Here is a 14,830-nt window from a genome sequence, read left to right as displayed (position 1 = left end):
TTATGATAAATCTTTTTTCAACAATTGATAAAAATCTGCTAGAGATTTCAATTCCTTAGATGCCTTCATGTTAGTCTGGTAGTCTTCCTTGTGACTTAGTAAGTGAGAAAGCTTCTCTTCTAGACTGTCCAAGGTCAAATCACTTTCTTGAAGCTCTTCTGCATAGCCTTTTTTTACAAAGTAAGCTGCATTTTCAATCTGGTCACCACGACTAGCTTCCCGACCAAGTGGCACAATGACATGTAATTTTACCATGGCCAAGAGCTCAAAAATCGTATTGGCACCACCACGTGTCACAACAATATCAGCCAATTCCATCAAGGGTTGATAGAGATTGGTCACATAGTCAACACGAAAGAGATTTTGGCTCAACTCGTTCAGGCTAGAATCTCCAGTTAGATTGATAATATTGTAGCGCTCTGTCAGCTCTTTCTTATGGTCTGTCACCAATTGGTTAAAGACACGAGCACCTGCAGAACCACCGACAAACAATACAGTTGGCAATTTGGGATTAAAGTGGGTTTGAATATCTACCAATTCATCTGGTTCTGGACTTTTTTGGTCTGAAACCTTGGTCACTGCTCCCACATGCTCGACCTTAGACAAACTTGAATCTTGCTCAAAGGTTGAATACATCTTAGTCGCAAATTTATAAGCAATTTTATTGGCCAAGCCCATAGATAGGTCAGATTCGTGAATAAAGACAGGCACTCCTGAAACACGTGCTGCGATAACAGGTGGCACAGAGACAAAGCCTCCCTTTGAAAAAAGTGCTTGTGGACGAAGTCGCAACATAATAAAGAGAGATTGGACAATTCCCCAGCCAACTTTAAAGACGTCCAGCATATTTTGCCAAGAGAAATAACGACGCAATTTTCCAGTCGCAATGGAATGGAAGGTGACATCTAGACCCGACTTGAGGATTTCTTGGTGTTCGATACCACGCTTGTCCCCGATATAGTGGACTTCCCAGCCATCTTCGATGAACTTGGGCATCAACAAAAGGTTGAGGGTCACGTGTCCAACCGTCCCCCCACCTGTAAAGACAATTTTTTTCATATTATTCCTTTAACTCCGCTACTGTGTCGATAAATAGGTCGCCACGTACTTCAAAGTTAGCATACATATCCCAGCTAGCATTAGCAGGACTGAGAAGGACTACATCTCCTTGAGTCGCAAGTTCATAGGCTTTGCGGGCCGCATCTGCAATGTCAGTCGCATCCACATATGCCACACCAGCCTTGTCTGCTGCCCGTTTGACACGTTCTGCAGACTGACCTAGGATGACCATCTTCTTAAGTCCAGTAATGTCTGGTACCAATTCGTCAAACTCATTGCCACGGTCCAAACCACCTGCAATCAAAATGACCTTGCTGTTGTCAAATCCTGACAAGGCTTTTTGAGTTGCCAAGATATTGGTTGATTTACTATCATTATAGAATTTGACACCCTTGATTTCATCCACAAATTGGAGACGGTGTTTGACACCACCAAAGGCTGAAAGAGTTTCTTTGATGCTTTGGTTATCAACACCACGAAGCTTGGCTACAGCAATAGTCGCAAGCGCATTTTCCACATTGTGGCTTCCTGGAACTCCGATTTCATTCGCTGCCATGACAACTTCCCCACGGAAGTAGAGTTGACCATCTTCCAGATAAGCTCCATCAACCTTTTCAAGTGTTGAAAATGGTACAACGGTAGCTTGTGTTTTTCTTGCCAATTCTTTTGCCAAGTCTTGGTTAAAGTTCAAGACAAGGAAATCATCCGCTGTCATCTTGTTCTGGATATTCCACTTGGATGCTACATATTCCTCAAAAGAACCATGATAATCGATATGAGTTGGCATGAGGTTGGTAATAACCGCAATCTCTGGATGGAATTCTTGAACGCCCATGAGTTGGAAAGAAGAAAGTTCCATGACAAGCGTGTCCTTATCTGTCGCAGTTTGAGCCACTTGACTGGCTGGATAGCCGATATTTCCTGATAAGAGACCATGTTGGCCAGCAGCAGTCAAAACTTCCCCAATCATGGTCGTTGTGGTTGTTTTACCGTTCGAACCTGTGATACCGATAATTGGCGCTTCTGAAATCAAGTAAGCCAATTCCACCTCAGTCAAGACTGGAATTCCCTTGGCCAAAGCCTTTTCAATCATGGGATTGCTGTAAGGTATACCTGGATTTTTCACCATGAGAGCAAAGTCTTCATCCAAGAGTTCCAAAGGATGACCACCTGTGATAACCTTGATCCCTTCTTCCAACAAACTTTGCGCAGCTGGATTGTCCTCGAATGGTTTCCCGTCATTTACTGTCACAATAGCACCTAGTTTATCCAACAAACGAGCTGCAGATTCACCAGACTTGGCCAAACCTAAAACAAGGACTTTCTTATTTTTAAATTGATCTATTACTTTCATGTCTCGAACTCCATTTCTACTCTTACTATTTTACCATTTTTATGGAAATAAAAAAGCCACAAAGTGTGTTTGTGACTCTTTCTTCTAACTGAATTTTACCTTATCATCTATGTGATAAATCGGTAACTCGAATAACTTGGTCCACTTGTTCCCAAATAAGAGGATTGTGGGTCGCAATAATAATAGTTCGATTCGGATTTTTCAAAGATTCTAGGATAGAAAGTAATTCCTCAGAATTTTTGGGGTCTAAGGAAGCTGTTGGTTCATCTGCGAGGATCAAAGGTGGATCCTTTAAAATTATCTTCGCTAGTGCAACACGTTGTGCTTCTCCTCCTGATAATTCAAAGATAGGTTGCTTTAAATCTAAATAAGAGAGGTTAACACGGTTTAGAGCTTGTTTCATCAAAGAGATTTTCTCTTTTTCTTTCAACTTTTTACCAACTAAACCCAGATTGAGATTCTCTTTAACAGTTTGACTTTCAATTAAGCCAAAATCTTGAAATAAGTATCCCAAGTAATCTCTAAAGAAAACAGAAGGCTTGATGTCCTTAAGAGAAGTGCCATCATAGATGATTTGCCCTTTGTCATATGGCTCTAATCGTCCAATCATATTCAAGAGTGTTGTCTTACCACAGCCACTTGTACCGATTAAGGCATAAATTTTCCCACCTTCAAAATGAAGATTCGTATCTGAAAATAGCTGACGGCTTCCAAATTTTTTAGATATATTCTTTAGTTCAATCATTCTATTTTCCTTTCATAATTGTCATAGAAACACGAGATTCTTTCTGCGCTTGACGGTAAAGCGTCAAAACTGCACTAGCTAGAAAGACTAATAAAGTGAGCAAGCCAATCACCAAGTCTCGACTGCTTAAAATAAAGAGACTAGCACCAAATACAAAACTGGCAAATTGACTAACCATATACTGAGCATGTGTTTCAAAAAATCGTAAACCTGAAATTCGTTTAATCAAGATATCTCGACGGAATTGCTCGAAATATAGAAGATTGACAGAATAAAAGAGTAACAAGGAACTAGCTATCCCCACAATAGCTCCTAGGATTAAAGTTGCTGTTTCAGTTTGAACTTCATTATAACGAGTTAGATAAACACTTCTTCCTTCTTTAAGATAGGATACTTGCTCATAAATTCCTGCATTTTTCAAGAGTTTAATCCCATCTTCATATCCTTTGACAAAGATATTCTTACCAGCATTGATAGACCAACTAGATTTGGAAATGATACTATCACCCATAGATGTTGGAGTAAATACAACTAAAATCGGATCAGTCAAATACTGAGTGGATACGGGATTCTCACCGTTATTATAAACAAACCGCTTTTCTCCAGTTGGAAGATAACTAACAATCGCTCTCATTTCATACTCTAAAGGAGCACTTGCCTCCTCACCAGATTTTCCATAATCACTCAATCTTTCTTCAAAAGCTTTCTTAAGTTCTGCTTCCTGTGAACGAAGAGATTCTGGTAATAAGAGTCCAAATTCCCCTTTTTGAAGATGGGCTAGTTTCTGTCTAGTCTCACCATTTACAGATACATTTTCCTTGTCCAAATAACTTGGACTGACATAGAGAACATTAGCATCTGGACTATAGGTATCCAGTGTCTCTCCCTGTTCATTTTTTCCTTGAGGATTTGCAAAATGAATGAGATTATCTTTTACAAATAGAGCCTGTTCTTCTTCGATTGCTTCCTTGGCAAAGGCATACCACTTATTCTGATTTTCTGTATCTTTTACTCTATCACCTAAGCCAAAGAAAATCTGGTAATAGTCTGCTCTATCCTGCCATGCTTGTTTTGAAATTTCAAGTTCTTTCAATCGTTGGTAAGACGTCAAACCTGTCTTAACAGCGTAGCCTACTGTAAAAACAGCTACTAACTGACACAATAGGGTTAAAGCCATCAAGCGTTTAAGGGGTAATCTCCCCTTAATAACGGGAACTAATGCTTTGTAACTCAAACTCATTAGATAAAGGAGCATTAGTAAAATTGAAATACCCAATAAAAACAACAGATAGAAACTAATCCCAAAACCATAGGTGGCTAACAAGACAGGATAAAACAAACCTTGACTAAAAAGAACGACTCCCCCACCTAGGAAGGAAAGGAGGGCTGATAGAAGGAGCCATTTGATATCAGTAGATAAAGAATGCCCCATGATGGATAAGAGAGTCTGACCAGAAAAGAGTTTTATACCTGCAGCTCTCATTTCCTTAATCCGAGTGATAATCACTAGAGCAAAGAAAGATAAACCAAATATTGCTAAACTAATTAAAATAAGGGGAATTAGTAGCATTCTAAAAGCAAGAGAATAGGGCGGTGTCTTTCGGTCAGGAATTGCTTTATAACCCAAATCTCCTAATTTATCGGCAAGCTTTTCTTTCGTCAAGGAGCCTGACAAAAGGAGATAACTATTTAGCGGATCACTACGTTCACGACTTTCTTGGCTAGCTTCTTGGAATTCTTTTGGTAATGTTCCCTGACCATAAGTTGCATAAGTAAAGTGAGTTGTCCCATCCTTACTCGGCTCTACAATTCTTCTAGCTATTAAACTCTGTTCTGAGTTTACAAACTTCTCTAATTCCTTTTCAAATACCTCACGCGACGGTTCCTGAGTATCTTTTTTGACACGAAGTAAAGAAACGGAATCATAGCTTGCATATAAATATTGTGGCGCACGTAAGACAATAATCCAAGCAAAGAAGAAGCTGAGAAAAAAAGTTGACAATAATATGAATAGTTTCTTCATAGTAGACTCCTTGTATAAGAGAATAACCCTATAGAAAAAGATTTATACTCTTCGAAAATCTCTTCAAACCACGTCAGCTTCACCTTGCCGTACTCAAGTACAGCCTGCGGCTAGCTTCCTAGTTTGCTCTTTGATTTTCATTGAGTATTATCTTTTATAAATCCTTAGAATTATTTCCCTAGTTTAATCCATCACACCCTGAGCACCAAGACAACAAATTTAATCCTTCCTCGTTTTGAAAACGATTTCTTTTAACTTAAGTATATCACTTTTTATATAATCTATCAACATATTTTACTAAGATATCATTAGTAATGAAGTTTTACAATTTCCTAAAAAATAGATGACATTAGCGGATTTTATTCCAGTTTTCACCTTCATACTTTACAAGCAAAAGAGATGATGTTATAGTAAAAGGCAATTCAAACTATTGTAAAATTTCTACAAAAAAAGAGAGCCAAAACTCTCTTTTTATCTTCTTTTACTTTTATGGACCGACATGAGGGTAATATCTCGCAAGCTAAAGTATGCTAGGAAGAGCATGGCGATTGCGATAAAGAATTCTGTCGGTAGCTGAAAGATTTGCAGGACAGACAACATCAGCAAAATCAAGAGTGCTACGAAAGCAAAGACGACAAGGACGATATTGACTGTCCCTTTAATGCTTTGTGGTGTCGCAAATACATAGAGTAGTAATAAGAGGAGTCCTATGATTAAATAAACCATCTTTATCTCTTTCTAGCTCTTATTCAGCTGATTTTTTCTTCTTGTTAGCTTTCTCACGCTCTGCCTTGTTAAGGATTTGTTTACGCAAACGGATAGACTCAGGCGTTACTTCCATGTACTCATCGTCGTTCAAGAACTCAAGAGACTCTTCAAGGGTCAAGATACGAGGTGTCTTGATAACAGCTGTTTGGTCCTTAGTAGCTGAACGAACGTTGGTCATTTGTTTCGCCTTAGTGATGTTAACTGTCAAGTCGTTCTCACGAGAGTTTTCACCGATGATCATTCCTTCGTAAACCTCAGTACCTGGGTTGACAAAGATCGTACCACGTTCTTCGATAGACATGATTGAGTAAGTTGTAGCCTTACCAGCATCGATAGAAACAAGGGCACCACGGTGACGACCACCAATTTCCCCTGGAATCAATGGCAAGTATTGATCGAAGGTATGGTTCATGATACCGTAACCACGAGTCATTGACAAGAACTCAGTTGAGTATCCGATCAAACCACGTGCAGGAACAAGGAAGACCAAACGAGTTTGACCATTACCAGTTGAAATCATATCCAACATTTCACCCTTACGTTCAGAAAGGCTTTGGATAACAGATCCTTGGTATTCTTCTGGAGTGTCGATTTGAACACGTTCAAATGGCTCACATTTAACACCGTCGATTTCTTTTACGATAACTTCTGGACGAGATACTTGAAGTTCATATCCCTCACGACGCATTGTTTCGATCAGGATTGACAAGTGCAATTCTCCACGTCCTGAAACTGTCCATTTATCTGGTGAATCCGTTGGGTCAACACGAAGGGAAACATCTGTTTGCAATTCTGCCTGCAAACGTTCTTCCACCTTACGAGAAGTCACCCATTTACCTTCTTTACCAGCAAATGGTGAGTTGTTGACCAAGAAAGTCATTTGAAGAGTTGGCTCATCGATGTGTAGGATTGGAAGAGCTTCAACTGCGTCTGTCGGAGTAATAGTTTCACCGACAAAGATATCTTCCATACCTGAAACGGCAATCAAGTCACCTGCTTTTGCTTCTTGGATTTCACGACGTTCCAAACCAAAGAAACCAAAGAGTTTTGTAACACGGAAGTTTTTAGTTGTGCCATCAAGTTTAGAAAGGGTAACTTGGTCCCCAACTTTAACAGTACCACGGAAGACACGACCGATACCGATACGGCCAACGAAGTCATTGTAGTCCAAAAGTGATACTTGGAACTGCAAAGGCTCATCTGAGTTGTCTACTGGAGCTGGAATATGGTCGATAATCGTGTCAAAGATTGGTGCCATAGTAGCTTCTTGGTCAGCTGGATCATCTGACAATGAAGAAGTTCCGTTGATCGCTGAAGCATACACCACTGGGAAGTCAAGCTGGTCATCATCTGCACCAAGCTCGATGAAAAGTTCCAAGACTTCGTCCACTACTTCTGCTGGACGAGCTGATGGCTTATCGATTTTGTTAACAACCACGATTGGAACAAGATCTTGTTCCAAGGCTTTTTTCAATACGAAACGAGTCTGTGGCATTGTTCCTTCGTAGGCATCTACGACCAAGACAACACCGTCAACCATTTTCATGATACGCTCAACTTCTCCACCGAAGTCCGCGTGTCCTGGTGTGTCCATGATGTTGATACGAGTTCCGTTGTAGGCAACGGCTGTATTTTTAGCAAGAATGGTGATTCCACGCTCTTTTTCGATATCGTTTGAGTCCATAGCACGCTCTGCCAATTCAGTACGTGCATCAAGCGTTTCTGATTGTTTCAATAATTCGTCAACGAGGGTTGTTTTACCGTGGTCAACGTGGGCGATAATCGCAATGTTACGGATATCTTCTCTTAATTTTGTCATGATTTCCTCTATAATATTCAAAATTTATTTTCTAACTGAACGATTATACCATAATTTCAGGTAAATAACATAACTCAAGCAAGTGTAAATGTTTTCACTCTGCTTTTCTTTTCACGTCAAGCCTTTTCAAAGCAAGCTACTTATGATAAGATAGGCACAGTATGCGTTTAGATAATTTATTAGCCCAAGAAAAAATCAGCCGAAAGGCCATGAAACAAGCCTTACTCAGAGGAGAAATTCTAGTCGATGGTTGCCCTGCCCGCTCCCTAGCCCAAAATATCGATACAGGTCTACAAGAACTCCTTTTTCAAGGACAAATCGTTCAAGGCTATGAGCACACCTACCTTATGCTTCATAAACCTGCTGGTGTCGTTACAGCCAATAAAGACAGGGAACTTCCAACTGTCATGGACCTGCTGTCACCTGACATCCAGTCTGACAAGCTCTATGCCGTCGGCCGACTGGATCGAGATACGACAGGACTCCTCCTCTTGACCGATAACGGTCCCTTGGGCTTTCAGCTCCTCCATCCCCAATATCATGTCGATAAAACTTATCGAGTTGAGGTCAATGGACTTCTAACACCTGACCACATCCAAACCTTTCAAAAGGGAATTGTCTTTTTAGATGGTACTGTCTGTAAACCTGCAAGACTAGAAATTCTATCTGCTAGTTCTTCCCTCAGTCGAGCCTCCATCACCATTTCAGAAGGAAAATTTCATCAGGTTAAGAAAATGTTCCTCTCGGTTGGTGTCAAGGTAACCTCACTCAAACGAGTTCAGTTCGGTGAGTTTACATTAGACTCAGAACTAGCAGAAGGTCAATACCGTCCCTTAAACCAAGAGGAATTGAAAATCATTAAAAACTACATAGAGAAAAGTGGATAAAACAAAAAAGCTTTCAAATAAAGCTTTTTTTGTTTTACACTAGTTAATTCATAAAAAGAATCAATCCTAAAACCCAATTAATTACGGAAACTACAATCCCTACAATAGCTATAATTTTTTCTGTTTTATAGTCTAGTCCAGATTCTTTTTGAAGTGAGTTAGCATACAATAAACTGGTAATACCTAAACCAATACCTCCCAACGGAAATAACAAACCAAGAATAATCGACAAGATACCCACAAAAAGTGGATTTTTCTTCTTTTCTTTCATGTTCTAAGAACTCCTTAAATTTTATACAAATTAATTATACTATAAAACAATAGCTTCATCCTATCATTCGACTAATTTGGAAATAAGATTAGCTAGTCTTCACTTTCCCTTTCCAAGAATCCAAACCATAAGAAAGAATATAAATCTCAGTAAAACCTTGTTTTTTCAAGTAAAGGGCAGCATTTGTAACTCGTTGCGCACGTTGGTTTTCGTAAAGAAGGACAGGTTTATCCTTACGAAGAGCTGCAAGACTAGTCTTCAACTGACTTGAAGGAATATTGCGGGCTCCAAGGATATGCTTTCTGTGGAATTCTGCTGGATCACGCAAATCAATCAATTGACCCGTACGAATCAAGGCTTCAAACTCCTCATTGTCTACAATTTTAGCCGCACGGCGAATACGAAGATAGTTAAAGCCCATCCACGCCAACATTGCCAGTATAAGTACCCACAAAATCCAAGTAACCATTAGTTCATTTCTCCATTTTTCTCAATATAATCCAATTCTATCTTGTGCTCTCTGCGAAGAACCGCTTCTGCTTCTAGATAGTCTAATTTGTCCATCAACCCTGCATCGTAAATCCGAGAGAGTTCCAACTTCATCAGTTCAATATCATATAAGCGTTTTCCCATATAAACAATAATACCAAATCGTTTGAGGAATTGCTGCACATCATAGAATGTTTTCATAAGACTCATTCTAGCAAAATTTTGTGTTTTTTTCAAGAAGAGACCACACAAGAAGTATCGCAGAAATTAAAAAAGCTGCATCTTCTGCAACTTTTTAATCTGGTGGAAAATAGCCCAACTGCTCAGCGATATGAATCGCCTCCTGCCTGTTAGCCACTCCTAATTTTGAAAAGATATTGGCCAGGTGATTGGAAACTGTACGTTTACTCACATAGACCTTGTCACAGACATCATCAATGGTCAAGCCATTTCTAACCAGTTCTAGTATCTCGATTTCTCGTGGTGTTAACACCTCTACCATCACTTCATCTGAAAAGACCTTACCACCTAGATAAATCTTTTCCAGTTTTTTCACCAACTCATCTGGGTCCATACTTTTGTCCAGAAAGCCATAAGCCCCCATAACTTTAGCTCGGTGTTCATACATTTTTTTACTGTAACCTGTCAAAATCACAACCTTACTAGAACAACCATTGTCGATAATCTCTTGTGCCAAGGCCAGCCCATCAGCTTGATACAGACTCGTCAGGTTGATGTCAATCAAAATAATGTCGTAGTCATTAAAAGCAATCTCCGAGATAGTCGAAAAATTATCCACTAACTGGACCTTTTTAATGTTTTCCGATAACTCTAAAATCATCTTGATACTTTGGCTAAATAATTTATGATCATCAATTAACAAAATTTTCATAACACAACTCCTTATCAATCGGGAGAGTAATTTCTACACGAAATCTCTTATTATTTTCAAAAATCTGCATTTGACCACCTAAAACACTAATTTTATTAGACATATTTTTCAAGCCATAACCTAAGGATTTTTCTGTTTGAAGGCAGTCATTTTCAGAAATGATAAAAATAGTGTCATCATGCACATCAATCTTCAAAGAAATCGTTCCACCACTAGCGTGCTTAACGGCATTGGTCGCCAACTCCTCAACCAGACGATAGGCAATTTTATCGTAAGGAGATAAAAGCCTAAAGTGAGCAGGAAACTGTGTGACGACTTCATTTTCTGCGTGATAGCGCTTGACAATCCGATTAATCAGCCCTTGATACTGGATGTCTAACTGCTCGTCTGTTTCTACCATTGGCTGATAATAATCCATCCGCTCACGAATCCGCTGAACCAACTCCTCTGTCACCAGATTGATCTGTTCACCAAAAGCTTGATTGCTACTATATTTATTGAAATTTTTTATTGCCATCACATTTTGCAGGATTTCATTGTGAAGAAATTCGGAGAACTGTTGTTCTGTGTCTTCATTTGCCAGCAGACTTTTCACCATACGGTTACGCTTTAAAAAGAGAACTTTTACATAATCCCTAGCATCTAGCATATCAGCAGAACGAAAGAGGCGAATCAATTCTTCCGAACAAATCCCGAACAATAGTAACATGATATTCAAGACCAAAAAGCTCGTGTTTAAGTTTAGACGAAAGATGATGAAAATACCTACTAACAAAAACATAACTAGTAAAAATAAGTGTGAAAAAGCTTTTATATAGGACAATTTTAACTCTGATACCTTTTTTTGAAGAGAGCTGATAATCGTTTTGAAGTGTAAAAAAGCTAAAATGCCAAGAATTTCCAGATACCAGACTAGGTTCATCACTCCTGAGCCCGTCGTATTGATATACAAAAAGAAATAAGAAAGAGGCAATATCAAAGCTAATATCCACAAATTTCGTCTCTGATACTTGAGTTTACTTTTCAACTCTTTATGATATAAAATCAGTAAAATCAAGGGAACAAGGTTTAAAAAGAAAGACGCAAACAAGGACAGAAATAGAAAAATTGAAGGACTTAACAGATACGAACTAATGGTGATTAGTGTCAACACAAAGGACACACTCAACAGTTCTTCTCCTATTTTCTCTCCCAGAAAGATAATAGACAGAGAACTATACACCAATAAAAAAGAGTTGAGAGGATGAAGAATATCAAAAAAGTGCAACAGGGTGCTCGCAACTCCTTGATTAAATATGGATTGCCAGCTAATGAGAAACATCATCAGGAGCAACCAAAGTTTCAACTCACTATACCGAAAGGTCACAATATTACAAATATAGCTAAATACAATTAAAGCAATAATCAGCAATAAAACCATCTGCAAGGAAAAATCTGTCGAAAAGTCCAGAGGAATCCTATAATAAATATAAATCATTAAAGCTAGATGATTAAAAATCGTCAACCACCACAATAAAAGTGAGTTTTTCGAGAGCGATTTGACAAACTGTTTCATATGTATCCACTTCCTGAACTACTTTAATATCATTATAACACAATACCAGAATTGTCGGATTGGCAACTCTGGTATTTGACTTAATTTTCAATCATTTGCCAACTTACTCTGTAAGTCACTAGCAAGTAAAGGACAAAGAGTAAAACCGCTACTCCCAGATAGGTGATATCAATAGAAATGCTGGTATTAGCGAAGTTCTCAAAATAGCCCAAAAGAGCGGTACTCGAGGCAAATGCTAGCGGACCTGCGATGACCAGCGGAACCAAGAAATAACTTAGAATCTGTTGCAAAAGAATAGTACGATTTTGCTTCCTCTTATTCCCAAGAAGGTATAAGATTTGATAATCATTTACACTATCCAAAGCACTTGTTGAAGTTTGAAGGGACAAGATACTGAGGGAAATAATGATAAAAATAACACTGACAAAAATCATGACAAAGACAATGACGCCCATAAATCCAAGGTAAACCTCGAAAATACTTCCTTTGGTTTGATAGGTGAACGAATTCAACTCTGCTCCATCACGAGTGAAGTAGTATTTTTCAATCCACTGACTCAAGAATGTTTCTACTTCCCGTTTGTCTATATTTTCCTTGAAATTGGCAACATAGGTCGTGTGGTCTTCCGTCAATCCAACTACTACCTTATCTGGTACAATCAAGGTTCCTGAGTCATTTGTAGTTACTGAAGATAAAAAGTAAACTGTTTCAAGTGGCTTTGAAGAGGCAAGGTTGAGAGAATGACCGTTAATCATGAAGGTTTTGGTCGTTGATAGAAAGTCCTGGATCTGCTTGGCAGTTCCTTTATAATTGGCATTGACTAGAAATTGGTCTTCTGCCAAGTCAATCGCTTTTTTCCCTTGCAGTTTGCGGAGATGATTGTAGGCAGAAATTCCTAAAATCGGTACTTTTGATTCAGGAAGTTTCTTATCATGCTCCCAGAGATTGCTGGTATCAATCAAATCTTTATAAGTTAAATCACTAGAATAGATAGGGCAGCTGTACTCCTCTTTGATGAGGTTAAAGTCAAAGCCATCGGCTTTCAATCTGTCTTTGACAGATTCCTGAGAAAATTGAAACTCTTTACCACGGTAGAGATTGACAGTTACATCATAAGGTGAGTATTTGTTCAGCTCTCGGTTCATAGTCGTATAGGCACTACCACTAAAAACGAGTAAGCTGAGAGCCAGTGTCAAGGTCAAGGATAAGACAGCCAACGTGACCGAATTACTATCAGCTTGTTTTGAAAATTGACGGATTTTAAAAGTGTTTAGTTTGTTATAGTAGGTTTGAGGCAGTTTTCTAAGGGAGACCAAGATAAAATGGCTCAAGGTATTGTAAAATAAAATCACAAAAATCACGAAGATAGATACCAGCAAGATACCCCAGCTTTTCAAGAATGATAGATGATGATAGTCTGAAAAATAGAGAGCACCAAAGCCGATAACAGCTGTCGAAAGAATAAAGAGAAGTACTTGGAGAACTGGCTTGCCTTTTGCCAAGACAGATTTTTTGACCCCATTTTCTTGAATAAGTGCAATGATATTTTGCTTTCTAAAGGCAAGAATGTCCATGACACCTACAATAAAACTGGTTACCAAATAGGAATAAACTAGTAAGATGACAGACTTGCTATCAAAGAAAAGCAGACTACCAAAGTAATTGGCCATGAAAAACTCAGATGCAATCTTAGCTAGAATGACCAGTAAAATCAATCCAAGCAAGAAACCTAGAATCAAGGAAAAGATATTGACCAGCATGGTTTCAAAGAACAGGGTACGAATAATCTGCTTCTTCTTCATTCCCAGCGTTGCATAAAGTCCCAGCTCTTTCTTGCGCCGTCTCAGGACAAAGTTTGTGGAATAAACGACGAGAAAGGCAATCGCCGATAGAATCAGATAGGAAAGCAAGCCCATGTACTGGCTCATCACCGTCGTTAACATTTCCTTTGCTCCTGATAAACTTTGCATCACTGGATGGCTTGGTAAAGCATTAAAAGCATAGAGCAAGCTATAAATCAAGGTTAGACTGAAAAAATAGATGGTATAGGTCTGTAAATTTCGAAATACATTTCGTAAAATCAATTTTGGATACATACTCTCCCCCTCCTATCTGGTACGGCTGTAAATCTCTTGCAAATACTGTTCATTAGATAAGCTGTTACGTTCCAAATCATCCATAATCTTTCCATCGCTAAGTAGCACCATCCGTGAGGAATACTTGGCTGCGGCAGGGTCATGCGTAACCAGTAAAATGGTAATACCAAAACTTTTATTGATTTCCTGCAAAAGTGCCATCAGTTTTTCAGAATTGGCAGAGTCCAAGGCTCCTGTCGGTTCATCTGCGATAATCAGTTTAGAATCATCAATCAAGGCTCTAGCAGTTGCCACACGTTGTCGCTGGCCACCTGATAACTGATTAGGAAACTTATCTTTTAAGTTTTGGATGGCCAACTTATTCAAAATTTCCTCAATCTTATCCTGATGTTTTTTGATATTTTTCCCCTGAATCTGGAGAGGTAGGACGATATTTTCATAAACTGTCAAGGTTTCTACCAAGTTGTAAGCTTGGAAAATATAGGAAATATTTTTAGCACGATAGTCAGCTAGGTCATTTCCCTTGGCATGGATGATGTCAAAATCTTCAAATCGAATCTCACCTGATGTTGGTTTATCAATCGTTGAAATACAGTTGAGGAGTGTTGTTTTTCCACTACCACTGGCACCCATAATTGCCAGAAATTCACCTTTTTCAACGGACAAATTCACCTCTAATAAAGCATGAACGATATTATCCCCTTGACCAAATGTTTTCGTTAATCCTGTCACGATAAGCTGTTTCATCATTTCATTCCTCCGTTTCTTTATTACGCTCTCATTATACGGTTTCTTTCAAGGTTTGCCATGAGTATTTTGTGCAATACATTCAAGTTATAAAAAACCGATGCCTTTTTCAGGTATCGGTCGAT

Annotated in this window: 15 protein-coding genes; 2 read left to right on the top strand and 13 right to left on the bottom strand. The window is 38.8% G+C overall.

Features of this window, described 5'->3' with window-relative positions; genetic code table 11:
* From B7703_RS01655 to typA, 6 genes are all read right to left on the bottom strand, one after another.
* Positions 1-1,059, bottom strand: coding sequence for a UDP-N-acetylglucosamine--N-acetylmuramyl-(pentapeptide) pyrophosphoryl-undecaprenol N-acetylglucosamine transferase (locus B7703_RS01655; protein ID WP_084923395.1), 1,059 nt, complete (start codon positions 1,057-1,059; stop codon positions 1-3).
* 1 nt (position 1,060) lies between these two features.
* Entirely contained in the window at positions 1,061-2,413 is a 1,353-nt protein-coding gene (gene murD / locus B7703_RS01650) for a UDP-N-acetylmuramoyl-L-alanine--D-glutamate ligase (RefSeq protein ID WP_084923394.1), read from the bottom strand.
* Between the two features lie 103 nt (positions 2,414-2,516).
* Positions 2,517-3,158 carry an ABC transporter ATP-binding protein gene (locus tag B7703_RS01645; RefSeq protein ID WP_000571283.1) on the bottom strand — a complete coding sequence of 214 codons (642 nt, stop codon included), beginning with the start codon at positions 3,156-3,158 and terminating at the stop codon, positions 2,517-2,519.
* Position 3,159: 1 nt separating this feature from the next.
* Entirely contained in the window at positions 3,160-5,181 is a 2,022-nt protein-coding gene (locus tag B7703_RS01640) for a bacteriocin-associated integral membrane family protein (protein ID WP_084923393.1), read from the bottom strand.
* Between the two features lie 471 nt (positions 5,182-5,652).
* Complete coding sequence (locus tag B7703_RS01635) at positions 5,653-5,907, bottom strand: DUF3165 family protein (protein ID WP_000262674.1); 255 nt, start codon at positions 5,905-5,907, stop codon at positions 5,653-5,655.
* Between the two features lie 19 nt (positions 5,908-5,926).
* Positions 5,927-7,768: a translational GTPase TypA gene (typA, locus tag B7703_RS01630; protein ID WP_000164111.1), complete on the bottom strand. Its 1,842-nt coding sequence runs from the start codon at positions 7,766-7,768 to the stop codon at positions 5,927-5,929.
* Between the two features lie 161 nt (positions 7,769-7,929).
* Between typA and B7703_RS01625 the strand changes: the two genes are divergently transcribed.
* On the top strand, positions 7,930-8,655 hold the full coding sequence (locus tag B7703_RS01625) for a 16S rRNA pseudouridine(516) synthase (protein ID WP_084923391.1): 726 nt from the start codon (positions 7,930-7,932) through the stop codon (positions 8,653-8,655).
* Positions 8,656-8,698: 43 nt separating this feature from the next.
* Here the strand turns inward: B7703_RS01625 and B7703_RS01620 are convergent, their stop codons facing one another.
* The 5 genes from B7703_RS01620 to B7703_RS10005 all read right to left on the bottom strand — a co-directional run bounded on the left by B7703_RS01620 (position 8,699) and on the right by B7703_RS10005 (position 11,016).
* Entirely contained in the window at positions 8,699-8,926 is a 228-nt protein-coding gene (locus tag B7703_RS01620) for a hypothetical protein (RefSeq protein ID WP_000660081.1), read from the bottom strand.
* Between the two features lie 88 nt (positions 8,927-9,014).
* Entirely contained in the window at positions 9,015-9,395 is a 381-nt protein-coding gene (locus B7703_RS01615) for a rhodanese-like domain-containing protein (protein ID WP_020903668.1), read from the bottom strand.
* Positions 9,395-9,625: a YqgQ family protein gene (locus tag B7703_RS01610; protein ID WP_171043344.1), complete on the bottom strand. Its 231-nt coding sequence runs from the start codon at positions 9,623-9,625 to the stop codon at positions 9,395-9,397. Before B7703_RS01610 ends, B7703_RS01615 begins: the two co-directional genes overlap by 1 nt.
* A gap of 85 nt (positions 9,626-9,710) precedes the next feature.
* The gene (locus B7703_RS01605) at positions 9,711-10,307 is read right to left on the bottom strand and encodes a response regulator transcription factor (RefSeq protein ID WP_084923389.1); all 597 of its coding nucleotides are present in this window, start codon (positions 10,305-10,307) and stop codon (positions 9,711-9,713) included.
* Complete coding sequence (locus B7703_RS10005; RefSeq protein WP_239822242.1) at positions 10,288-11,016, bottom strand: sensor histidine kinase; 729 nt, start codon at positions 11,014-11,016, stop codon at positions 10,288-10,290. Before B7703_RS10005 ends, B7703_RS01605 begins: the two co-directional genes overlap by 20 nt.
* Positions 11,017-11,550: 534 nt before the next feature.
* Here B7703_RS10005 and B7703_RS10000 point away from each other — a divergent pair.
* On the top strand, positions 11,551-11,703 hold the full coding sequence (locus B7703_RS10000; protein WP_020901949.1) for a hypothetical protein: 153 nt from the start codon (positions 11,551-11,553) through the stop codon (positions 11,701-11,703).
* Positions 11,704-11,942: 239 nt separating this feature from the next.
* Here B7703_RS10000 and B7703_RS01595 read toward each other — a convergent pair whose 3' ends face one another.
* Positions 11,943-13,958: an FtsX-like permease family protein gene (locus B7703_RS01595; protein ID WP_084923386.1), complete on the bottom strand. Its 2,016-nt coding sequence runs from the start codon at positions 13,956-13,958 to the stop codon at positions 11,943-11,945.
* A 12-nt stretch (positions 13,959-13,970) separates the two neighbouring features.
* A complete protein-coding gene (locus B7703_RS01590; protein ID WP_084923426.1) occupies positions 13,971-14,705 on the bottom strand; it encodes an ABC transporter ATP-binding protein in 735 nt (244 codons plus the stop codon).
* Between the last annotated feature and the right edge of the window lie 125 nt (positions 14,706-14,830).

The sequence above is a fragment of the Streptococcus mitis genome (assembly GCF_002096735.1).
GTDB lineage: Bacteria > Bacillota > Bacilli > Lactobacillales > Streptococcaceae > Streptococcus > Streptococcus mitis_CZ.
This window is presented reverse-complemented; position numbering and strand designations above follow the sequence as displayed.

Bases quoted from the DNA above. Each gene is read 5' to 3' on its own strand.
- B7703_RS10005 (WP_239822242.1), bottom strand. From the start codon at position 11,016: ATGTTACTATTGTTCGGGATTTGTTCGGAAGAATTGATTCGCCTCTTT.
- B7703_RS10000 (WP_020901949.1), top strand. From the start codon at position 11,551: ATGAAGAATATCAAAAAAGTGCAACAGGGTGCTCGCAACTCCTTGATT.
- B7703_RS01625 (WP_084923391.1), top strand. From the start codon at position 7,930: ATGCGTTTAGATAATTTATTAGCCCAAGAAAAAATCAGCCGAAAGGCC.
- B7703_RS01635 (WP_000262674.1), bottom strand. From the start codon at position 5,907: ATGGTTTATTTAATCATAGGACTCCTCTTATTACTACTCTATGTATTT.
- murD (WP_084923394.1), bottom strand. From the start codon at position 2,413: ATGAAAGTAATAGATCAATTTAAAAATAAGAAAGTCCTTGTTTTAGGT.
- B7703_RS01655 (WP_084923395.1), bottom strand. From the start codon at position 1,059: ATGAAAAAAATTGTCTTTACAGGTGGGGGGACGGTTGGACACGTGACC.
- B7703_RS01610 (WP_171043344.1), bottom strand. From the start codon at position 9,625: ATGAGTCTTATGAAAACATTCTATGATGTGCAGCAATTCCTCAAACGA.
- B7703_RS01645 (WP_000571283.1), bottom strand. From the start codon at position 3,158: ATGATTGAACTAAAGAATATATCTAAAAAATTTGGAAGCCGTCAGCTA.
- B7703_RS01590 (WP_084923426.1), bottom strand. From the start codon at position 14,705: ATGAAACAGCTTATCGTGACAGGATTAACGAAAACATTTGGTCAAGGG.
- B7703_RS01620 (WP_000660081.1), bottom strand. From the start codon at position 8,926: ATGAAAGAAAAGAAGAAAAATCCACTTTTTGTGGGTATCTTGTCGATT.
- typA (WP_000164111.1), bottom strand. From the start codon at position 7,768: ATGACAAAATTAAGAGAAGATATCCGTAACATTGCGATTATCGCCCAC.
- B7703_RS01605 (WP_084923389.1), bottom strand. From the start codon at position 10,307: ATGAAAATTTTGTTAATTGATGATCATAAATTATTTAGCCAAAGTATC.
- B7703_RS01615 (WP_020903668.1), bottom strand. From the start codon at position 9,395: ATGGTTACTTGGATTTTGTGGGTACTTATACTGGCAATGTTGGCGTGG.
- B7703_RS01595 (WP_084923386.1), bottom strand. From the start codon at position 13,958: ATGTATCCAAAATTGATTTTACGAAATGTATTTCGAAATTTACAGACC.
- B7703_RS01640 (WP_084923393.1), bottom strand. From the start codon at position 5,181: ATGAAGAAACTATTCATATTATTGTCAACTTTTTTTCTCAGCTTCTTC.